Here is a 20,816-nt window from a genome sequence, read left to right on the forward strand (position 1 = left end):
GAAGTATTTGTCAGCCATTGGACGCCCCGACCCCCGTCGTTGTTAGGCGCGAACAGGCAAGGTGTTATCGATCAGGGGGTGAGCTGGTAGGGGGCGGCAGGGCACAAGCATATGTTGCTGAATGAATCACCGTGCGATGTATTGGCATCGCACGGTGAAGGCCATTTACTGGCGATAGGATTTGAGGAAGTTGCCGATGCGTCCGATGGCCATGTCGAGGTCATCGACACGTGGCAGGGTCACGACGCGGAAGTGGTCGGGCCATGGCCAGTTGAAAGCCGTGCCTTGCACCACCAGCAGCTTCTCGGAGAGCAGCAGGTCGAGGACGAATTTCTCGTCGTTGTGGATCGGGCAGACTTTCGGGTCGATGCGCGGGAATGCGTACAGCGCGCCCATCGGCTTGACGCAGCTCACGCCCGGAATGTCGTTGAGCAGTTCCCAGGTGCGGTTGCGCTGTTCCAGCAGGCGGCCCGGCGGCAGCACCAGGTCGTTGATGCTCTGATAGCCACCCAATGCGGTCTGGATCGCGTGCTGGCTCGGCACGTTGGCGCACAGGCGCATGTTGGCCAGCATGTCGATGCCTTCGATGTAGCTCTGTGCGTGGTGTTTCGGACCGGAAATGGCGATCCAGCCGGAGCGGAAACCGGCGACGCGGTAGGACTTGGACAGGCCGTTGAAGGTCAGGCACAAGAGGTCAGGTGCCAGGGACGCGGTGCAGATGTGCACGGCATCGTCGTAGAGGATCTTGTCGTAGATCTCGTCGGAGAACACCACCAGATTGTGCTGGCGGGCCAGTTCCAGCATGCCCAGCAACACTTCCCTGGAGTACACCGCACCGGTCGGGTTGTTCGGGTTGATGATCACCAGCGCCTTGGTGTTCGGGGTGATCTTGGCCTTGATGTCAGCCAGGTCCGGCCACCAATTGGCCTGTTCGTCGCACAGGTAGTGCACCGGGTTGCCGCCCGACAGGCTCACCGCGGCAGTCCACAACGGGTAGTCCGGAGCCGGCACGAGCACTTCGTCGCCGTTGTTGAGCAGGGCCTGCATCGACATCACGATCAGCTCGGAAACGCCGTTGCCCAGGTAGATGTCTTCAATGCCGACGCCTTCCACCTGCTTTTGCTGGTAGTACTGCATCACGGCCTTGCGTGCGCTGAACAGGCCCTTGGAGTCGCTATAGCCCTGGGCGGTCGGCAGGTTGCGGATCACGTCCTGGAGGATTTCATCCGGCGCTTCGAAACCAAAGGGCGCCGGGTTGCCGATGTTCAGCTTGAGGATGCGATGGCCTTCCTCTTCCAGGCGTTTGGCGTGCTTGAGCACTGGGCCGCGAATGTCGTAGCAGACGTTGGCGAGCTTGTTCGATTTGCTGACCTGCATGGCGATGTGTTCCTGAAAATGAACGATCCAGGCGGCGTGTGAACAACCGTTCTGGGAATCCTGCGTAATCACACAGGCCTGACGCCTTGAGAGGCAGCATCCATAAATCCGTTTGAATGCGCGTGGTCTGGCTGCCAGACTGGCGTTTGACGAGGCGCAATCATACGTGCCGCCCGATCCGTGGAAAAGGTACAGATCGGGCTTTTTCAGCTGCCGAGGTGTGATGATGGAAAAGTTGGAAAAAACCCTGGAAGAATGGAAGGCGATGCTCGATCCAGAGCAGTACAACGTGTGCCGCCTCAAAGGCACCGAACGACCGTTCTCCGGCAAATACAACGCCACCAAGACCGATGGCGTTTACCACTGCATCTGCTGCAACGAACCGCTGTTCGACTCGAAGACCAAGTTCGATTCCGGCTGCGGTTGGCCGAGTTTCTACGCGCCGATCGGCGACAGCGCCATGACCGAGATCCGCGATGTTAGCCACGGTATGATCCGCACGGAAGTGGTCTGCGCCAAATGCGAAGCGCATCTGGGGCACGTGTTCCCGGATGGCCCGCCACCCACCGGTCTGCGTTACTGCATCAATTCGGTGTGCCTGGACCTGATGCCTCGCGAGTAAACCTCGAAAGCGATCAATCGATCGCTTTTCATTTATTTGAATTGCACACAATTCAATTGCTCGCTATGTTTTGCTCATCTTCCCGAATCTGGAGCTTTCATCGTGAGCGACAATCTGCTGAGCATCCCGTGCACCACCATCAAGGGCGAGCAAAAGATCCTGGCCGATTTCGCCGGTAAAGCCGTGTTGGTGGTCAACACTGCCAGCAAATGCGGTTTTACCCCGCAGTACAAAGGCCTCGAAGAACTGTGGCAGACCTACAAGGATCAAGGCCTGGTGGTGCTGGGCTTTCCGTGCAATCAGTTCGGCAAGCAGGAGCCGGGCAACGAAGGGGCGATCAGCGAGTTCTGCGAGCTGAACTACGGCGTCAGTTTCCCGCTGTTCAAAAAGATCGAAGTCAACGGAACGGGCGCTCACCCGCTGTTCGTGCAGTTGAAAAAGCGTGCGCCCGGCTTGCTCGGTTCACAAGGCATCAAGTGGAACTTCACCAAGTTCCTGATCGGCAAGGACGGCCAGTTGGTCAAGCGTTTTGCTCCGGCGACCAAGCCGCAGGACTTGAGCAGCGAGATCGAAGCCCTGCTCAAATGAACAGCCTGTCCATCGATTCGCTGAATCTCGACAGTCAGCTCTGCTTCAAGCTGTACGCCGCTTCCCGGGCGGTGATCCGTGCCTACAAGCCGATGCTCGATCAGTTGGGCCTGACGTACCCGCAATACCTGGCGATGCTGGTGTTGTGGGAATGGCAGGAATCAGCGCCAGAGCAGCCGACCGTCAAGGCGCTGGGTGAGCGGCTGGCGCTTGATTCCGGCACGCTGACGCCGTTGCTCAAGCGCCTTGAGCAACTGCAACTGGTTCAGCGGCAGCGTTCGGCACGGGATGAGCGCGAGGTGCACTTGAGCCTGTCGCCCAGCGGTCTGGCGTTGCGCGATCGGGTCGGGCCGTTGAAGGCCCGGCTGCTGTGCGACAACGGCGTGGACCTGGATCGGCTGAATGAACTGCGCGACGGCCTCGATCACCTGTTGGGGCAAATCAAGGCGCTGTCGTAGCGGGTAACCACACCTCCAGCAAAGCGGCCAGTTCTTCCCGGCGGAAGGGCTTGGCCAGATAGTCGCTCATGCCCGCCGCGCGACAGCGTTCGCGCTCTTCGGACATGGCGTTGGCGGTCAGCGCGACAATGGGCAATTGCGGCCAGCGCCCGCTGCGGCGAATCTGCCGACTGGCTTCATAGCCATCCATCACCGGCATGTTGCAGTCCATCAACACCAGATCGAATTCGCTGCTTTCCAGCTGATCCAGTGCCTCGACCCCATGAGCGGCGACAATCACCTCGCAGCCGAGTTTGCCCAGCATGCCTTTGGCCACCAGTTGATTGACCGGGTTGTCCTCGACCAGCAGCACCCGGGCGCGGCGTTGCGGGGATTGGGCATCGACAGGGGTGTCGTTGATGGTGGCGATTGTCGGTTGCAGGATACGTCGAAGATTCTGATGCAGCGCATTGCGTGCCAACGGACGAGCCTGTTGTTGCAAAGGGGCGAGGGCGTTGGCTTGTTCGCTGGGCATGAAACTGCCGTAAGCGGTCACCAGCAAAATCGGCGCGGTGATGGTGGGGCGCAGGTTGAACAGGCATTCGGGGCAATCGGTGATCAGCACATCGGGGTTCAAACCGATCAATGGATCGTCGATCGAGCGTTGCTGATAGTCCAGCCCCCAACCGGGCAACACGCTGCCCAGCAGTTCCGCCAAGCCGCTACTGGCGGCGGTGATGGCGATGACCTTGCCTTGCAACGCAGGCGGAACCTGGGCCCGGGTGTGGCGGGGCAGCGGCAGTTCCGCGCAGAACTGGCTGCCGAAACCGGCTTCCGAGCTGATGCTCAGGCGTCCTTGCATCGCTTCGCAGAGGTTGTAAGTCAGGGCCAGGCCCAACCCGGTGCCGCCGAATTGCCGGGTAATCCCGGCACCGGCCTGGGTGAAGGGCTGGAAGATCTTGACCTGAGCGTCCTGGGGGATGCCGATGCCCGTGTCGCAGACTTCGATTCTGACGCCGTCGCCGGATGTCGACAGGCGCACATCGACCCGCCCGAAACGGGTGAATTTCAGCGCGTTGGACAGCAAGTTGCTGACGATCTGCCGGACCCGGGTCGGGTCACCGAGCACCAGCGCCGGAAACTGCGGGTCGATGAGGCAGGTCAGTTCGACACTCGGCGCAGCGTTCTGCGACAGCAGGTTGGCGGTGTCTTCGATCAGTGAGCCGAGGTCGAACGGGATGTGTTCGAGTTCCAGCTGACCTGCATCGAATTTCGACAGATCGAGAATATCGTTGAGCAATTCCACCAGTACCTTGCCCGAGTCGTGGGCGATGGACAGCTGTTGCTGTTGCTCGGCATTCAGCGGGCCGTCCAGGGACAATGCGATCATCCCCAGCAGGCCATTGAGCGGTGTCCGAATTTCGTGACTCATGTTGGCCAGGAACACCGAGCGCGCTTCGGCCATGTCCAGTGCGGTACTGCGGGCGACTTCCAGTTCCTGATTGGATTGGCTGAGGCGGGCGTTGATCGCCTTGAGTTCGGCGGTGCGCGCCGAAACGATATTTTCCAGTTGGCTGAGGTAGTCGGTCAGGCGGTTTTCCGCATTGCGTCGCTGCTGGATTTCAGTGGCGACGTTTTCGAATTGCTGGTTGGCGACTTTCACCAGTACGCCAATTTCATCGTTGGCGTGTCCGGCCGGGCATTCCAGAGTGGTGGGTTCAATGCTGCGCGAGTCGCGGCTGCTGAGTTCGCGGATTACCCGCACCAACGGCTTGGTCAGCATCACATAGAACAGCGCCAATAGAAGACCGGTCAGGATCAGGCTGCGGGCAAAGCCGTTGAGCAAGGTGACTTCGGCGCGACGCAGAAAACGGTAACCGAATGAGTAAGTATCGACGTCCAGTCGCAGCGTGCCGAGGGATTCGTTCGGCAAGTGGTCCAGATAGAGGCGGTCTTCGAACCGCCGGTCGGCACCGAACAACAAGTCACTGAGCACGCGATAACCGCTTTGCAGGCCGGGGCGCTTGACGTTGGCCAGCACGTTGCCGTTGTTGTCGGTCAGTCGTGCGCCGATGATCGCCGGGGAGCGCAACAGGCCCAGGGTCAGTTCCTGAGCGAGTTCGGCATCGATGTTGTAGGCGATACGGGAGGCCGGGTTGTGACTGATTTCCAGCAAAGACAGGATTTCACGGTTGATGGAGGCGTCTTCGCTGGCATAATCGATGCCTATTTGCAGCAGGCTGAGCAGCGTGCCCAGAATGAAACCGACCAGCACGGTAAGCTTGGCTTGCTTGTAAGACAGCCGGTTGGTGAATTTGATATCCATGGGGTGTTGAACCACTTCCGTTTCCCTTCGCTGCTCAAGCATAGCCGATCATGCATGGATACCGACGCTCTCGCGAGCCCTTGTACCGGGGCTTGTCCCGGTTGTCTAACGCTGTGTTTCGTCGCTGTATCGCCATCATTACTGTGAACGTGCCCGAGGAGAAGACGTGGATTCCCGATTGAATGCTTTTCTTGAACGCGCCGATGCCGTTCTGGCCCGCATCGAGCCGCTGCTGCCCACCCCTCGGCAATCCATCGACTGGACAAATTGCCTGGCCGCGCGCTGGCAGCGCGAGGGTCGCAGCGGTTTTCTGCTGCCGCTGGAAGTCAGCCTCGACATGCGTCTGTCCGACCTGATCGGCGTCGACCGCCAAGTGGAACAACTGGGGCGCAATACCCAACAGTTCCTCGATGGAATGCCGGCCAACCATGCCTTGCTCTGGGGTTCACGCGGCACCGGCAAATCGTCGCTGGTCCGCGCCTTGCTGGCCGAGCACGCCAAGGCCGGTTTGCGCCTGATCGAGATCGAGCGCGATCACCTGGCGGACTTGCCACGGGTGGTCGAACAAATCGCCAAATTGCCCCAACGCTTCGTGCTGTTCTGCGATGACCTGTCGTTCGAGTCAGGCGAGGGTGATTATCGCGTGCTCAAAAGTGTACTCGACGGCTCCCTCGAACAGGCACCGGACAATGTGTTGCTGTATGCCACCTCCAACCGTCGCCACCTGGTGCCGGAGAAGGAAAGCGATAACGAAAACTGGAAACGGGTCGACGGTGAGTTGCACCCCAGTGAGGCGGTGGAAGACAAAATCGCTCTGTCGGACCGCTTCGGCCTGTGGCTGTCATTCTATCCATTTACCCAGGAACACTTCCTCAATGTCGTCGAACACTGGATCGGCCAACTGGCCGACAAGGCCGGCCTCAAGTGGCAACGCACCGAAGAGCTGGACATCCTTGCGGTGCGCTGGGCCACGGGGCGCGGCAATCGCAATGGACGTTGCGCGTATCAATTTGCCCGTTATTGGGTCGGGCTGAAACTGTTGGAGCACAAGGCATGATCGATTTACAAAAGAGCGGCCAGGGCCTCGACGGCTACGGCATGCTGCACGCACAGTTGGAGTCGCTGCTGGCGGACGAGCGGGATTTCATTGCCAACGCCGCGCAACTTTCGGCGTTCCTGTTCAACCAGCTCGATGATTTGAACTGGGCCGGGTTTTACCTCAATCGCAATGAAGAGCTGGTCCTGGGTCCGTTCCAGGGGCAGATCGCCTGTGTACGGATTCCATTCGGTCGCGGTGTTTGCGGGACGGCGGCGGCGACCTTGCAGACTCAACTGGTCAAAGACGTGCACGAGTTTCCCGGGCATATCGCCTGCGACAGCGCGTCGAACAGCGAACTGGTCGTGCCGCTGGTCAAGGACGGTCGCCTGATCGGCGTGCTGGACCTCGACAGCCCGAAACTGGCGCGTTTCACCGCCGAGGACCAGGCCGGTATCGAACAACTGGCAGCGATTTTCCTGCGCCTGACCGATTGCTGATCAAACCTTGAGGCCTGCCTTGATCAGCAGGCCTGACGCGTCTACCGCGTCGATTTGCTGTGGGTCGAGAAAACGCTTGGCGTACTGCAAATAGATGTGGCCGTTGATGAACAGCTCGAACAGCTGCGGATCAATGTGCGCATCGCGGCACATGTACGCCATGATGCCCAGCGCCTCGCTCAAGGACTTGGCTTTCTTATAGGGGCGGTCGGCAGCGGTCAGCGCTTCGAAAATATCGGCAATCGCCATCATCCGCGCCGGCAGGCTCATATCTTCGCGCTTCAAGCGTTTGGGGTAGCCGGTGCCGTCCATTTTTTCGTGGTGGCCGCCGGCGATTTCCGCGACGTTGCGCAGATGCTCCGGGAAGGGCAGGTGGTTGAGCATCAGGATCGTCTGCACGATGTGGTGATTGATGATGTAGCGCTCTTCGCCTGTCAGGGTGCCTCGGGCAATGCTCAGGTTATAGAGTTCGCCGCGGTTGTACTTGTAGCGAGGTACATCGAGTTTGAAGCCCCAGGGATTGTCCGGTGCTATCAGCTCGGCTTCGGCGCGCTCGAACAGATGCTCGGACTTGTCCGCCAGCAGTGATTCGGTAACCGGTAGTGTCGGCGCCGGGTTGCGGGCTTGACGCTGGTTCTCTTCCCAGGAAACCCCGAGCCGGTCATCCAGTGTTCGCGTCCAGGTACGTTGGCCAATGCTGCGCAAGCGTTGCAGGTCGTTCTCGGCCATGGCTTCGCCGCCGAGGTTGCAGCGGGCAATGAAGGCGAAATCGTCGTCCAGCTCTGCCAAAGACGAGTCGCGAAGTTGAGCCAGAGGTTGTTCGTCACCCCCCTTGGCAAGGGCTTGCCAGTAACGGATCCACGCATCGCGCTTGAGTACTTCGAAGCGGGTGCGGATTTCGTGGATGCGGTCGTTCAGGGTTTCCAGTTTCGTGGCTTTATCCACGACGTATTCCGGCGTGGTGATCTTGCCGCAGTCGTGCAGCCAGGCAGCGATGTGCAGGGCTTCCCATTCATCGTCGGTAGGTTGATAGCTGCGGAAGGCCGGGTCCTCACTGGCTGCCGCCGCCTGAGCGAGCATCAGGGTCAGGACCGGTACGCGCTGACAGTGCCCGCCGGTGTAAGGACTTTTGGCATCAATCGCTCCGGCCAGCAGCTTGATGAACGCGTCCAGCAATTGTTTTTGCCGGGCTTGCAACCTCTGGCTTTCGATACTGACCGCGGCGGCACCGGACACTGCCTGTAGAAACGCGATGCGGTCCGGACGAAGTTTTTCCAGGTCGCTTTGGTTGCCGTTGTCGGCCAGCAGAAACACCAGCAGGCCCACGGTTTCGTTATGACGATTGTGCAAGCGGATGCCAATCAGATGAACCCGGGGGCATTCCAGTGCGAGCAGCACTTTTTGCAAATCCCCCGCCTGCTCGAAACCGAGGTTGCTGACGACATTGTCGGCACTCGACAACTGCTGCAGCCAGGCAGGGCTCAGCGGGTTCTGAAGCTCGTGGGCGCCGATGTCGAATGACGCCAGAGGTTGAGCGGTATCGTTGATGACCAGGCCCTGGGGTTCCATGCGATCGCCGTCACCTTCGCGCAGGTAGATCAAGCCGGCCTGGGCCTGGCCGATTTTCACGGTTTCAAACAACACCCGTTCGAGCAAAGGCGCGAAACGGGTTTCGGCGCTCAGGCTGTCGGTGATCTGGAAGAAGCTCGTCAGGGTGTCTTTCATGCGCGCCATCGACACGCTCAGTTGATCGACTTCGAGTACCGGAGAGCGACTGGACACTGGAAAGTTGAAATCGAAACTGCGAATGGCGTCCGCTTCCTGTACCAGTGCGCGCAGGGGCTTGACCAGGATGCGCGACGTCAGCCAACCCAATGGCACGCACAACAGCAGCGTTGCCAGGGTTATCAGCGCGCCTTGCCAGCGCATGCGGTAGGCATCGGCGAGCAATTCATCTTCCGGCACCAGCAACGCCAGTTGCAGCCCCTGGGGGCCACCTTCCTGCATGCTGCTGCGGGCCACGATCCATTGTCGGCCATAGGCGTTCAGGCGATTGCCCTCGGGAGGGCTTTTGAGTAACGCACCAAGGCCGGGGCTCAGATCAGCGGCCTTGATCAGGCGGGCGGTCTGGTCGTCGATGATCAGTCGGCTGGCGTCGGGATAGGCAATGGCATTGCCATGGGCATCGAACAGCACGATCTCCGTGGAGGGGGTCACCACATGTTTGGCCAGGGTGGCGCTGAGCTCGGCCAGGGTCAGGTCGGCGCCCATCACCACCTGTTCACCGCTGCGCCGGGCGAGGGTGGTGCCGACGTTGTGGGTCGAGAAAAAGACGTAGGGTTCGGTGGTGATCTGATCGTTGTCGCGGCTGGCGCTGGTAAACCAGGCGCGGAGGCGCGGATCGTATGGGTCCCCGGGATTGTCCTGGCGACTGATCAAAACCAGGTTCTGATCGAAAAACAACGATTGGGAATACGTCTGGCCGCTAGCGCTTCGCTCGATGCTCCACACTTGATAAGCCGCTGACTCCGGGGTTTTTAGCAGTGTTTTCAGATGTGCGGTGCGCAGAGGACGAACCATGAAGAAGTCACCGTTGCCATAACCCAGGTACAGCGATGCCAGATCAGGGTTGTCGGTCAGCGCCTGGCTCAAGGGCTTGAGCAGCGCCAGGCGTTGCTCCAGGTCCGGCGCCTGGATCGCGGGGTTGACGACCAGCAGGTTCAGCAGGTGCCGAATCGGTTCGTAGGTGGCCTGCAGGTCGAGGCGAACATCCTGCTCGATGCGATTGAACAGCTTCTCGCTGCTGGACAGAATGATCTGTGTGGTTTGCCGATAATTGAAAATGCCCAGTACTACCCCGGTCAGCAACAGCAGGAAGGTAAACATCACGCTGATATGAAGGTGCAGGGGAAATCGCCGTTGGTCCGGACGCAGTGGGCTGGGCATGCAGGACACTCCGTGATGGTTAACACACTGCTCAGCGTCCAAGCATAGTTAAGCCTCTGTCATTCTGCTTTCGTCGTTTTCACCGATTTGTTGCAGCAATGCCTGGTCCAGTTCCATCAGGGCGCGCTCCACTGCCGCACAGCATTCGGCCACTTTTTCCGCCTGGAATGGGGCGCGGCAGGTGGATTCGAGCGCCTCGCAGCTGTCGATCAACCGAGCGGCCTGAGCAATTCGGGCGGCTCCCTTGATTTTGTGAGCAATGTCGAGAAATGCCTGCGCATCCGTGGAGCCGTAAAGCACCTGCAACCCTTGGCGGTCCAGACGGTTGCTGTTCAGCAGTTCGGTCAACAAACGCTGGTTCAATGCCGGGTTGCCTCCGGTCAACTGCTGTAACCCTTCCGGATTGAAGGCTGGTGTGCGGGACGTCGGTGCGATGCCTTCAACCCATTGGCTCAGGGCGCCCAGGGTCAGGGGTTTGAACAGGCAGTCATCCATCCCGGCGTGTTTGCAGCGTTGAACTTCTTCCGCTTGAGCGTTGGCGGTGAAACCCAGCACAGTGCATGGCGGTTGTTGCGTTGACTGTTCGTGTCGGCGAATGGCTCGGACAAGTTCGTATCCATTCATGACCGGCATGTTGCAATCGGCGATCACCAGATCGAATGATTCGGCTTTCCACGCCTCGAACCCTTCCTGGCCGTCTACCGCGACACTGAAGCGATGTCCCAGAAACTCCAGTTGCTGACACATGAGCAAGCGATTGGCTGCATGATCATCGACCACCAGAACATTCAACGGGATGCTGGCGGTCGGGATCGGCGTTTCAATCGACTCCACCCTGGGTTCAGAGGGCAGGGCAGGCAGGGGCAGTGACATTCGCACTTGCGTCCCCGTGCCTGGCTGACTGTTCAATTGCAGGCTGCCGCCCATCATTTCGCACAGGCTGCGGCTGATCACCAGGCCAAGCCCGGCGCCACCTCTGGCCGACCGCACGGCGTTATCCGCCTGGGCAAAAGGCTCGAACAGACGCTGCTGATCCTGCTCGCTGATCCCTATACCGCTGTCCTCGACCTGCAGTTGCAACAGCACTTGATCGGTTTCGGCAGTCGGATACAGGTCAACGGTAATCCTCACTTGACCCTGCTCGGTAAACTTGATGGCGTTGCTGACAAGATTCGACAGCACCTGCTTGAAGCGCAGCGGGTCCAGCAGCACATCGATTGGCGGATTGGCCGGGTTGAAATCCAGATGCAGTTCAAGCTCTTTCTGCCGGGCCAGACCATCGAAAATTCGTACTACCGCCCCCACGATCTCTCGCGGATTGACACGTTCCGGGCTCAGGCTGAGGTGCCCGGACTCGATGCGTGCAATGTCGAGAATATCGCCGATCAGTTCCAGCAAATCCCTCGCAGAGTGATAGGCCACATCGATAGCCGAGCGGTCAGGGTGGTGGTGTTCAATTCGTTTCAGCGTCAGTTCGAGCATGCCGATGACTGCATTCATCGGTGTGCGGATTTCATGGCTCATGGTCGCCAGAAATGTACTTTTGGCCCGGTTGGCTTCATCGGCGCGCTCTTTGGCACTGCGCAGGTCGTCGAACAGTTGCCGCCGTTCGCTGATGTCGATCCAGCCACCGATAATGCCTTGCACCTCACCGCTTGAATCCCGGTAGGGGAGAATCCAGTGATAGATCGTCAGCCGGCGACCGCCAATATGCAATGCACGGTCGAGAATCAGCGGCCTGCCCTCGGCCACGACACGCTGGTAGTCGGCCTGATATTCGCGGGCTTCGAACGCATTGCTCATGGCGCCCTGGATGACGCTTTTACCGATCACGTCTTCGCGTCTGGCGCAGAAGGCTTGCAGGTAACTCTCATTGCAGCTTTGCAACAGTCCCTGGCGATCTCGTACATAAAGTGGATGAGGCGTGCCATTGACCAGCGAACGCATGAATTCGAATTGATCGTTCAGTGCGCGCTCAGCTGCCTTGCGCTGATTGATCTGGCGCTGCATGTAGGCATTCCAGGCCACGGAAATCAGTAACAGCACGCCGGCAGCGATGACGATCTGATAGAACAGTCGGTGATAGTTGCGCCAGGTGCTTTGTGAGGACGCCGAGTAACCACGCCAGCGGCTGTTGATGATGCCCAGTTCCTCCGGCGCGATACTCAATAGCGCCTTGTTGAGGATGTCATTGAGTTCCTTGGCTTCACGGCCTGTCGCCAAGGAGAAAGCGGCTTGTTCCGTTCCGATGGTGGTGCTGATTTGCAGCGTGGGCTCAAAGAGTCGCGAGGAAATGAAGTAGTTGGCAATCACCAGTGAGTTCACCGCACCTTCCACCTGACCCTCCGCGAGCATTTCGACGGCGCTGAAAGTGTCCGGGGTTTCAATGAGCTTTATGTGCGGGAACTCGCTGCGCAAATAATCCATCAACGGATTGCCATGGGCGATTGCCAGGCGCTTGCCCTGAAGCTGGGTGAGGTTGGCGGGGCTGTGCGCGGCCTTGCGCGTCAGCAGGACATAGGAGTTCTGCAGATACGGCCGGCTGAAGTTGAGGAGGGTGTCCCGTTGCGCGCTGGGGAGCAGTGCGGCGATCAGGTCAGCCTCGTTGTCCTTGATGCGCTGGATCATTTCATTGTCGTTACGGCTGCGCTGGATGTCGAAGCGCAACCCAGTGCGCAACCGGATCAGCTCAAGCAAGTCCGCGGCAATCCCGCGGAAGTTACCCGCGCTGTCGAAAAACGTCAGCGGCGCGAACGCCTCGTTGACGACTACGCGGACTACCGGATGTTGCGCCAGCCAGCGCTCCTCGCTGTAACTGAGCTCCAGTTTGTGATCGGTGAGCAGAATGTCACTGCCGGCACTCCAGCGCTTGGCGATGTTTTCTCGAACGCTGGTGGGGATGGCTAGGAGCATTGCATTGATGATAGCGAGCAGTTCCGGATTGTTTTTATGCACCGCAAAACTGAATCCGTGGGCTTCGTGTTTGCCGAAGTTGGCCATGCGAATATTGTTCAGGTACCCCTTGTTGATCATGTAGTGGGTGGAAATGGTGTCGCCGAGAAACACGTCGGCCTGGTCGAAGGCAACGGCATTGATGGCATTCTGGTAGGACGGATAAGAGGTAATGATTGCCTTCGGATACAGTGCCTTGACCTCATCCAGCGGCAAGTAGTGATACACCATGCTCAGGCGCATGCCGGCAAGGCCATCGGTCAGGGAACGGGTTTCGCCTTCACGTGTTACCAGTACCGGTTGATCCACGGCGTAGGGCCTGGACAGTACAATGTTGGCGTTACGCGCCTCGAACCCGTTGGCGGTACCGAGCAAATCCACTTCGCCGTTTTCGAGCGCCTCAATGGCCGCACCCCGGGACGTAAAGCGCTGAATCGTGATGGGCAGGCCGGTCGCTTTGCCGAGAATTCCGGCGTAGTCGGCGGTGAATCCTTCATAGTCGTGGCCACTGAGGGTCAGGTCGAAGGGCGGATAGTCTGGCGCTGAAGTGCCGAGGATCAGTTCATGTTTATTCAGTAGCCATTGTGTTTGTGGTGGGTCCAGCTGGACTTCCAGATGCCCGACAGTCGAGCGACTCAGCAGGGCGTAGTTTCCAATACCATGTCCTGCGGACAATGGGGTACTCAGGCATAGGCCCGCGGTCATCAGTATCAGACATTCCTTCAAACGGCTGGGCATCCTGACTCTCACACTAGTGCATTACGTTTTGCCATCTCTATGAGTTCAACCAGTGATTTGGCCTTGAGTTTTTGCATGAGACGCTTTTTGTAAGTGCTGACGGTTTTGTTGCTCAAGAACATGCCCTTGGCAATTTCCTTGTTCGTTCGGCCTTGTGCGAAAAGTTGCAATACCATCAGTTCCCGATCGTTGACTGATTTGAACAGTTCCAGTTCGGCGCAACGCGCCTCATCGCCGCGTACAGGATTCAATGCCTCGCTTGGAAAATAGTTGTAACCTGACAATACCGCTTTAATGGCACTGACCAGTTCGCTGAGATCTTCCCGGTCATTTTCAACAAGACTTGTACTAGCGACTCGTTTTTAAGCAGTTTTTTTCAAGAGGTCTAAATTAAAGTTTCAAAAAAATTAGTATTGATGAATTTTGGTCCGGGTAGCTCGGATTAGCATAAGTGTTTCAGTCGATCCCGAATTGACCTACATGGCGACGCGTTACTGATCCACCACCAAGTCGGCATGTGCCAATTTAGGTATTGGTTCGCGACGAGTCAGGCCAGGTCAGTGACATATCGGCACTTGGGTCAAATCGGTGACAGCGTCAACACTCACTTCAACCTTCAGACGTTCATCCAGCGCGTTTGCGTATACAAGGTAAGGAAACGTGAATTTGGCGGTGGGAGAGTGCATACCACTTTTCCTCAATTCAGAAATCCCTCAGTATTAGTATCACAAGCCCTAAAGGGGGGATTCAGCATGATGCATCTAAACAACCCTCGCTCCGCCCAAACCGCTAAACCGAAGCCTCGCGTCAAGAAAGGTAACCGCGATTTCGTGATCGTGGTGCGCGAATCAGCTCGCACCGGCGACGAGGATTTCATTTACTTCGTTGTGAACGGAAAACTTCGGTCGACCAAGTGAGGCCGAATGCCATCATCTGAGCGTGGAGAGTGTCTCGAAACCCGGGGCGATTTACATCTAGGTCGCGAGTCTATCTGAAATGCTCTCTCAGCACTCCATCGGTGTAGACATAGACAGCAGCATGGGTCTTCCGGCAGGTAATACAATGATAATGGCTGATAGGCATATCAATGCTGTCGATCTGATTGAATTAATGAAGCTTGATCTGATGCAGCTTGGTTTGAGAAGAGTTCGTGCCTCGACGCAAGTATCTGAGGGTGATGTTATTGTTGGTGTCTTGTTGTGCTGCAGTTTTATTGAGGGGCGAGCGGTTTGATCGTACGTTAGCAATCTGCGAAGGCTGAAACAGGTAAGGAGTCTAAATATTTTTTCAGTTTGCATCTACTTATTAGAGTTGTTTGAGTAAATTTGGCCGGGATAGGTTGTTCTTTTTCGAGAATTCCGGAGTTCAGCAAAAGTGTTATTTTGCAATATCCGCCGGGAGTGATTTTTCCAGCTATCGTGCGGGTGCAGTAATTGTCTAAAATAAAAGCGCATTTTCTTCTATCGTTATCTGAGAGGTATCTCTCTTGGTTATGTATAATGACGTTGATGAATCCGAAGTGTATGAATAGATTTGAAAATTCGTTCATTGATATATTGTAGTATTTGATCAGGTTTCTTACAGGTGTACATCCGGCTGGTGGTGTTATATTAATGTGCCTTACAAGTGATTTATTTTTTTTAGATTCGCCCAGGTCAGTCAGTATTTTTTGAACTGCATCGTACGAGTTGCGTATAGCTACTTGCTCGTATATATGGAAATATTGATCGTCTAATTTAAAACTTATGGGTGTGACGTTTATGTCCCTAAGTGCGTCGATAATTTCAAGAGTCATGCTTGTTGGCAGTGCTGCTAGCTTCAATAGCTCGCTAGGCATGACGAAGTGAAGTTTAAAATTATCCAGCCAGCTTGGCTTGAAATAGGCGCCTACCTTTCCTTGTATGTATGTTATAAGTCCAGTTGCCATTAGCTTTGATAGTGTTTCCGTTGTGATGTGGAGTCGTGTTGCAGCGGAAGTTATGCTGTAGTAATTGAAATGTTCAGATGGGTTCTCGGCTTCTGCTAATTTTGCCACTCGGAGGATGTCAACGGCTCTATAAATAAAATATCGTGTGTCATCCATTATTGGGCCAGTAACCGCGTGTACTCCTAATCCAAACAGTAAGTCAGGTGCGCGGGTTGGGTGGATTTTTATAGCTTTGGCAGCCTGTGCAGTAGTCATAAAATTATTTTTGAAATTCTGTATTTCAGTTTTAGGGATTAGCAAAATGCCTTTTTTTCCGCGGCAAACTCCCTTCAGTATATTTTTTCGTATAATGGCAACTGCGTTATCTTCACACGTTTGTAGTTCTTTAGCAGTTTCATGTACCGTTCTATAGTCTGTTCGTGAGGATTTTGAGAGTTCTATGCATGGGAGAACTAACCGCTGATACGGTTTTTTACTCTTTATTGTGCTTGCGGTGATGATACGGTTGACTTCAGTTTTTTCGATTAGCCTTAGTCTAAATTTAACCTCGCAATTTGGGATTATTTTTATGTCCAGAGCGTAAAGTATCGCGCAAAGCTTACGGGCCGATAATCCAGTTTTTTTTGAAAGGTTTTGTACAGGCACGTAAAGCATAGAAAATTGCTTTATATCTGATGGGAAAAAGAAGGACGAACGCTTATAGCCTAAATATGGTTTGAGTAGCTTGAATTGCACGTATGACTTTAGGGTGGCCGGAGAAATACTTAACTCGTTACGGACCTTTGCGCTGCTCCATAGGTCATTTTTTGGAATCGGAAGTCGCCCGTCATCTGCTAGAAGGAATTCATTCGCCTTCTTTGCCAGAACAGTTGCTTCGTCTGCGGTAAAGCAAGCATTAACTTTCTTAAATGCAAACGGCGAATTTTTTTTAATTTTTATCATTTGTCCATTGCTTAGATTTAAAAATGCGCGCAGTTGGCGTAACGTTAGCAGGAATGGCTCATGGCTATGATCTGAAATATGTAGTGATTGATTTTTTGTTTCCAAAAAAATTCTAGATGCTTCGCGCATCGCATCGGTAGCAACCAAGATGAAGCGCGCTGCAATCCATCGTTTCTCCACGTCGGGGTAAATATCTTTTAGCTTAAATAGGTGTTCCAATATCACCCTAGAGTCGTCGGTCATGATTGAAAATGCCCCAATGAATACCATTCGCCGCGTTGCATCAGGCAATCTTGGCTTTTCGGGTGTATAGCCAAGTTGACGCGTCAGGGCGAATAATCGGTCGAAGTCGAGTTGGTTGCGAGAACGCAGCAGATCTAACAGCATGCGTTCTAATCGACACATATCGAATGTGCAGGGCTGACACTTCAATGCCGCACAACAATATCTGCATTTTCCATCGAGCGCGTGCCACCACTCAATGGGCATGCGACACTCTGGACAATGAGTAAGGTATTTTTTTAAATGATATGGGCAAAATTCTGCGAGTTTAAAGTCTTGGATTTGCCGCTCCCATCCTTGATTGAAACAATCGTCACAATATGCACCGGAGCGCACGCGTAAATAAACAACTGGAATTTCTACTTCATTAATTACAGCGCGTCGTAGTTGCGCAGGTCTATCAATCGTTGCGTAGAAACCTTCTAGGACTCTTGGTCCATTAATGCCAGCCTCAGCAACAAACAGTTTTGCAAAATCCGAGTCTTGTGTAAGCGATATCGATCGAAAAGTTTGCGGACCAATACATAAACCGTTTAGTTTGCCCGTAGTCGAAAAGCCGTGACGTTGCGCGGTGCGTTTTATCAGGCTATGCGGGCTTTCTTCAGTGAGTGGGGTGGGAACGAAGATCAGCTTGTTCATCTTCATACTTCTCGATCAATGACAAACACGTACTCAGGGGGATGGTAAAAGGGTTGGCGCCCTTGGCAAGATTGAGGGGCAGCAGCAGGCTACGGCAGGCATCGATGAAATCGGCGCGTCTGAGAGTGGGAGTATCTGTCCAGCGATCAAGGCAAATGCTTACTGCCTCGTGGATAATTTGTCTTACATACTCTAGATTGCCTCTGCTTGCCACATAGAGAGGAATCTTGATTGATGCATCTTGCAAGTGTTCCTCGCCAGAGAAGTTGGCCAGCCGGTATAATTCTTGATCCAGGCCCTGCAGCGTCATATGAAAGTCTGAAGTAGCAAGGTCCTCGTATTTAAAATAGTCCAGGTTGGCCACGTAGCAAAATCGGCGCGCAAATGGCGCATTATCGTTAAATAATTTACTGCATTGTTCAGTACCCGATAAAATAATAGGGAGGTGAGTCAAGCTTAACAGGGCGACAAGCCAATCTAAGGTACCATCGCGTGTTTTTTCAGCATCGGGCCTCAAAAGGCGTTGAATTTCATCAAAGATCAAGACGCGGACTTTGCATGTTTTTATACGCGCCACCAGTAAATTATTTAGCTCGTGAACATTGGTGTGTGGCGAATATTGTCCAAGCTGCTTGAGTAGAGTTAGACAGAAACCTTTGATTGTTACCGGTGCAGGCACTAAGCAATACAACGCTGGAATTATCTTGTGTATGCCACCTTCGTTCGGCTCTTCGCAAGTCGGCCCAAAGGAATCTCGGAAAAGCTCACACAGCCTTGACTTTCCTGAGCCAGAACGACCAATGAGGAATGCACAACTGGCGCAATTGCGTAAACTGGTGGTTTCGACTGATTTTTGGAGCTGCGAGTAGGCAAAGCGAAAACTGGGAAAGAAAATGGTCTGTTGGCTGAATTGCGTGAGTATTTCACTTCTGAGGACTGTATTCATTTTTGGCCACCACCACTTGATAATTAGCAGGGGTATCGGGATGTAAAAGAAAGTGTTCGATATCCTCAGCGTTCCCTGTAGGGGCGCAAGCCGGTTGGGCAAAATCCCGTTCAGGCTGCGCTTTGAAATCTCCATGCTCGTCGGCAATTTCCCGGATTTTTCTCTGGCGTTTGGTGTTGGCACGGGCGATTTCATGAAGGATGCGCACGCGTGCTTCTCGGGCGGTTCGGTAGTTAATAGATTTCTTTTGGCTTCCCAGTCGAGCTTTGATGCGCTCATGCAGATGCATGGTGAGGCCGATTTGGTAATCGGGATCGACTGCGTCGATTCGGTATACCTGCCCAGGTTGTTCTGGGTCGCAAACCCACGCATGCCCAAGTTCGCTAATATCGTACAACAAACGCAGTGGGGTCTTTTTTTTACCGGGCCGCCTGCCGGCAATGAAACTCACGGCCGGTCCAGTCCAGGCGAGTCCGTTATATCTTAGTCGACCGTTATTCGGGGTCACATAGGCAACGCTCAAGAAATGCCTGTTCAGGTCGTCTTCGCTGTATTTTTTCAAAGCGAATTCGTGACGATCAGCTTCGTCCTGCACCCACAGCTCTACAGGAGCCATTCCGATTCCGCTATGAAAGTTGGCGTGATAGAACGTGTCAAGCCACTCTTCGAAGCATGCGTTGAGGTATTCTAACGTGAAGATAGCGTTGCCTTCCGAGTCATAGCGATTCGGCTTAGAGAAGGTTGTACCACGCATGCAATGGACGATGGAGGTAGTCCATGACTTGAAAAAGCTTTCGACGTGCGGTTTTTGATCAGGATTTCCCGGCTCACAAAAGGTGATATGAGCACCCAGTCCGCTGAGCGTAATTTTTAGATGGTGGGCGACGTAATCGAGGCCGTTGTCAAAACGATAGTTTCTTCCAAGACCACCATAGGGGTTGTCGCTACGGAGCGAGTGTTTTAATGCTCGGATAGTTTTTTCCAAGCATGGTGGATTGTAGGAAATGTCCCAACCAACAATCATGCGAGTTCGAACTTCTAATAGCACGGTGAGAAATGCCCGGCCAACAGGATGCCCCTCTGAATCGCATGTTTCTAAATCCAGTGTGTGGGTATCACCCTCCACCAGTTCAAAGCGACGATAGGGTTGACGGCATTTTCGGCTCCATTTTTGTTTCTTAAGCGCGGCGTAAAATCCCAATTGATGAAGATCGATTTCATAGCGGTCTAGTTCAACAAGGATGCGATACAAGGTGCTGAACGAAGGAATGGGCAATTGATGAATCGGGCTACGGCTCTGATTGGACGTTCGGATGGCGCAATCAATGGCGTCGATCACTTCGGTCTTGTTGCACGGTGTCCGACTGAAATAGAGTTGATCGACATTTAGCCTGATGAGCTCTTGTATCTCCTCGGGCTGGCGGTGCAGACGGTGCAGGGTTGAGCGACGAGTATTAGGGACCAACGAAAGGATGTTCTCGCCGCCGGCCAGATAGGCCTTATTCCAAAGGTAGATTGCGCCATAGCTCGGCGCATGAGGCTCGCCCCGTTGCTCTGCGATTTCTTTTGCTAACTGTTCCACGCGTTCTCGCGGCAAGCGTCCGCCACACTCGTCCCGAATCTTTAACAAAAAGCATTCTTTCCGCTCAGCTTTTGCTTTGTGAGCGGAGGACAACGCGGCGGCGATATGCGTCGCGTTAGGGGCGAACGGGGCTTCCTGTATTTTTCGTAATTCACCCCTCTGATGCGCCCGTACCAGGCGTTCAAAAGTCTGAAACACCGGGCTAGTACTTGCGCGAAGTGATCGCAGTTGTATGCGCTCACCGTCGATATCCATTACTTGATAGTCACTACCGTGGTAACGGTAATGCTCGCCGACGACCATCTGCAGAATATCGTTCATTTAATCGGCCCAGACCTTGCTGCGCAGGTCCAACGGTTGCTGGAGGTTGCAGCGAATAAACTGATGAAAAAGTGCGAAGGTGACGTCCTCCTGACGAGCGCCCAATTGAATCAACTGGCCAATCGTGGCGTGCTGATCCGGTTGCTTACGCAATAAGCGAATGATGGACAACACATGGGAGGCGATCCCGTTGAAACCGAAGTGGTACAGAGTGCGAAGGTTATCCAGCAGTATTGGGTGACGGAACTGATGCTCTTCGACGTATTCGAAAATCAATCCATTAATACCCAGCAACTCCTCTAGACGCGCACGGCGCTGTTGCCACCTCAAGTCGCGGCCACCACTGTTACTCTTTATTTCATAGAGTACTTGCCTGCCATCATCGAGGGTGGCCATGAAGTCGGGGGTGTAGCGTAATGCCGGGTCGCGGAAGTAGACGGTATAGGGCTGCGCCTGGTACCTGATGATGGACGGCAGGTATTCCAGGTACAGACAATAGTCGGCTTCCAACAGCGACTCGCAGCCCATGGGGGCAGCATTTTTTTGTGAGGCAAAGAAGGTCACAAGCTTGCCATGCCTGCCGGATACGACCGGTTTGGCTGGGCCAAGGACATAACCTGGTTGAGGGCTGCGGGTGTTGAGCGAAAGGCCCATG

15 protein-coding genes and 1 pseudogene are annotated in these 20,816 nt (G+C 54.9%); 7 read left to right on the forward strand and 9 right to left on the reverse strand.

Features of this window, described 5'->3' with window-relative positions; all coding sequences use genetic code 11:
* Positions 1-165: 165 nt before the first annotated feature.
* On the reverse strand, positions 166-1,377 hold the full coding sequence (locus tag ACNYC6_RS22190) for a pyridoxal phosphate-dependent aminotransferase (protein ID WP_056856383.1): 1,212 nt from the start codon (positions 1,375-1,377) through the stop codon (positions 166-168).
* Between the two features lie 226 nt (positions 1,378-1,603).
* Between ACNYC6_RS22190 and msrB the strand changes: the two genes are divergently transcribed.
* The 3 genes from msrB to ACNYC6_RS22205 all read left to right on the forward strand — a co-directional run bounded on the left by msrB (position 1,604) and on the right by ACNYC6_RS22205 (position 3,045).
* Positions 1,604-1,999: a peptide-methionine (R)-S-oxide reductase MsrB gene (gene msrB, locus ACNYC6_RS22195; protein ID WP_419709163.1), complete on the forward strand. Its 396-nt coding sequence runs from the start codon at positions 1,604-1,606 to the stop codon at positions 1,997-1,999.
* Between the two features lie 102 nt (positions 2,000-2,101).
* On the forward strand, positions 2,102-2,587 hold the full coding sequence (locus ACNYC6_RS22200; RefSeq protein WP_419709164.1) for a glutathione peroxidase: 486 nt from the start codon (positions 2,102-2,104) through the stop codon (positions 2,585-2,587).
* Positions 2,584-3,045, forward strand: coding sequence for a MarR family winged helix-turn-helix transcriptional regulator (locus tag ACNYC6_RS22205; protein WP_419709165.1), 462 nt, complete (start codon positions 2,584-2,586; stop codon positions 3,043-3,045). Before ACNYC6_RS22200 ends, ACNYC6_RS22205 begins: the two co-directional genes overlap by 4 nt.
* Here ACNYC6_RS22205 and ACNYC6_RS22210 read toward each other — a convergent pair.
* Positions 3,029-5,350: a response regulator gene (locus tag ACNYC6_RS22210; RefSeq protein ID WP_419709166.1), complete on the reverse strand. Its 2,322-nt coding sequence runs from the start codon at positions 5,348-5,350 to the stop codon at positions 3,029-3,031. The genes ACNYC6_RS22205 and ACNYC6_RS22210 overlap by 17 nt on opposite strands.
* 166 nt (positions 5,351-5,516) lie before the next feature.
* Here ACNYC6_RS22210 and ACNYC6_RS22215 point away from each other — a divergent pair, with 166 nt between their 5' ends.
* Positions 5,517-6,407 (forward strand): ATP-binding protein, encoded by an 891-nt coding sequence (locus ACNYC6_RS22215; RefSeq protein WP_419709167.1) that lies wholly within the window; start codon positions 5,517-5,519, stop codon positions 6,405-6,407.
* Entirely contained in the window at positions 6,404-6,886 is a 483-nt protein-coding gene (locus ACNYC6_RS22220) for a GAF domain-containing protein (protein WP_419709168.1), read from the forward strand. The genes ACNYC6_RS22215 and ACNYC6_RS22220 overlap by 4 nt, the downstream gene beginning before the upstream one ends.
* On the opposite strand, the gene ACNYC6_RS22225 is transcribed toward ACNYC6_RS22220, so the two are convergent.
* The 3 genes and pseudogenes from ACNYC6_RS22225 to ACNYC6_RS22235 all read right to left on the reverse strand — a co-directional run.
* Entirely contained in the window at positions 6,887-9,832 is a 2,946-nt protein-coding gene (locus tag ACNYC6_RS22225; RefSeq protein WP_419709169.1) for an HD domain-containing phosphohydrolase, read from the reverse strand.
* A gap of 48 nt (positions 9,833-9,880) precedes the next feature.
* Positions 9,881-13,522, reverse strand: a complete 3,642-nt coding sequence (locus tag ACNYC6_RS22230) for a transporter substrate-binding domain-containing protein (protein WP_419709170.1) — start codon at positions 13,520-13,522, stop codon at positions 9,881-9,883.
* 8 nt (positions 13,523-13,530) lie between these two features.
* Positions 13,531-13,848, reverse strand: a pseudogene (locus ACNYC6_RS22235) (LuxR C-terminal-related transcriptional regulator); the annotation flags it as partial.
* A gap of 426 nt (positions 13,849-14,274) precedes the next feature.
* On the opposite strand from ACNYC6_RS22235, the gene ACNYC6_RS22240 reads away from it, so the two are divergent.
* Positions 14,275-14,439: a hypothetical protein gene (locus ACNYC6_RS22240; RefSeq protein WP_419709171.1), complete on the forward strand. Its 165-nt coding sequence runs from the start codon at positions 14,275-14,277 to the stop codon at positions 14,437-14,439.
* Positions 14,440-14,518: 79 nt separating this feature from the next.
* The gene (locus ACNYC6_RS22245) at positions 14,519-14,755 is read left to right on the forward strand and encodes a hypothetical protein (protein WP_419709172.1); all 237 of its coding nucleotides are present in this window, start codon (positions 14,519-14,521) and stop codon (positions 14,753-14,755) included.
* A 7-nt stretch (positions 14,756-14,762) separates the two neighbouring features.
* On the opposite strand, the gene ACNYC6_RS22250 is transcribed toward ACNYC6_RS22245, so the two are convergent.
* The 4 genes from ACNYC6_RS22250 to ACNYC6_RS22265 are packed head-to-tail and all read right to left on the reverse strand — an operon-like array spanning position 14,763 to position 20,815.
* On the reverse strand, positions 14,763-17,312 hold the full coding sequence (locus tag ACNYC6_RS22250; RefSeq protein ID WP_419709173.1) for a TniQ family protein: 2,550 nt from the start codon (positions 17,310-17,312) through the stop codon (positions 14,763-14,765).
* Positions 17,275-18,258: a TniB family NTP-binding protein gene (locus ACNYC6_RS22255; protein WP_419709174.1), complete on the reverse strand. Its 984-nt coding sequence runs from the start codon at positions 18,256-18,258 to the stop codon at positions 17,275-17,277. The genes ACNYC6_RS22250 and ACNYC6_RS22255 overlap by 38 nt, the downstream gene beginning before the upstream one ends.
* Positions 18,236-20,161, reverse strand: a complete 1,926-nt coding sequence (locus ACNYC6_RS22260) for a transposase (protein ID WP_419709175.1) — start codon at positions 20,159-20,161, stop codon at positions 18,236-18,238. The genes ACNYC6_RS22255 and ACNYC6_RS22260 overlap by 23 nt, the downstream gene beginning before the upstream one ends.
* Entirely contained in the window at positions 20,162-20,815 is a 654-nt protein-coding gene (locus ACNYC6_RS22265; protein WP_419709176.1) for a transposase, read from the reverse strand.
* Position 20,816 lies beyond the last annotated feature (1 nt).

It is taken from the genome of Pseudomonas sp. NFX224 (genome assembly GCF_048565165.1).
GTDB lineage: Bacteria > Pseudomonadota > Gammaproteobacteria > Pseudomonadales > Pseudomonadaceae > Aquipseudomonas.

Bases quoted from the DNA above. Each gene is read 5' to 3' on its own strand.
- ACNYC6_RS22190 (WP_056856383.1), bottom strand. From the start codon at position 1,377: ATGCAGGTCAGCAAATCGAACAAGCTCGCCAACGTCTGCTACGACATT.
- msrB (WP_419709163.1), top strand. From the start codon at position 1,604: ATGGAAAAGTTGGAAAAAACCCTGGAAGAATGGAAGGCGATGCTCGAT.
- ACNYC6_RS22205 (WP_419709165.1), top strand. From the start codon at position 2,584: ATGAACAGCCTGTCCATCGATTCGCTGAATCTCGACAGTCAGCTCTGC.
- ACNYC6_RS22210 (WP_419709166.1), bottom strand. From the start codon at position 5,350: ATGGATATCAAATTCACCAACCGGCTGTCTTACAAGCAAGCCAAGCTT.
- ACNYC6_RS22220 (WP_419709168.1), top strand. From the start codon at position 6,404: ATGATCGATTTACAAAAGAGCGGCCAGGGCCTCGACGGCTACGGCATG.
- ACNYC6_RS22225 (WP_419709169.1), bottom strand. From the start codon at position 9,832: ATGCCCAGCCCACTGCGTCCGGACCAACGGCGATTTCCCCTGCACCTT.
- ACNYC6_RS22230 (WP_419709170.1), bottom strand. From the start codon at position 13,522: ATGCCCAGCCGTTTGAAGGAATGTCTGATACTGATGACCGCGGGCCTA.
- ACNYC6_RS22240 (WP_419709171.1), top strand. From the start codon at position 14,275: ATGATGCATCTAAACAACCCTCGCTCCGCCCAAACCGCTAAACCGAAG.
- ACNYC6_RS22245 (WP_419709172.1), top strand. From the start codon at position 14,519: ATGCTCTCTCAGCACTCCATCGGTGTAGACATAGACAGCAGCATGGGT.
- ACNYC6_RS22250 (WP_419709173.1), bottom strand. From the start codon at position 17,312: ATGAACAAGCTGATCTTCGTTCCCACCCCACTCACTGAAGAAAGCCCG.
- ACNYC6_RS22255 (WP_419709174.1), bottom strand. From the start codon at position 18,258: ATGAATACAGTCCTCAGAAGTGAAATACTCACGCAATTCAGCCAACAG.
- ACNYC6_RS22260 (WP_419709175.1), bottom strand. From the start codon at position 20,161: ATGAACGATATTCTGCAGATGGTCGTCGGCGAGCATTACCGTTACCAC.
- ACNYC6_RS22265 (WP_419709176.1), bottom strand. From the start codon at position 20,815: ATGGGCCTTTCGCTCAACACCCGCAGCCCTCAACCAGGTTATGTCCTT.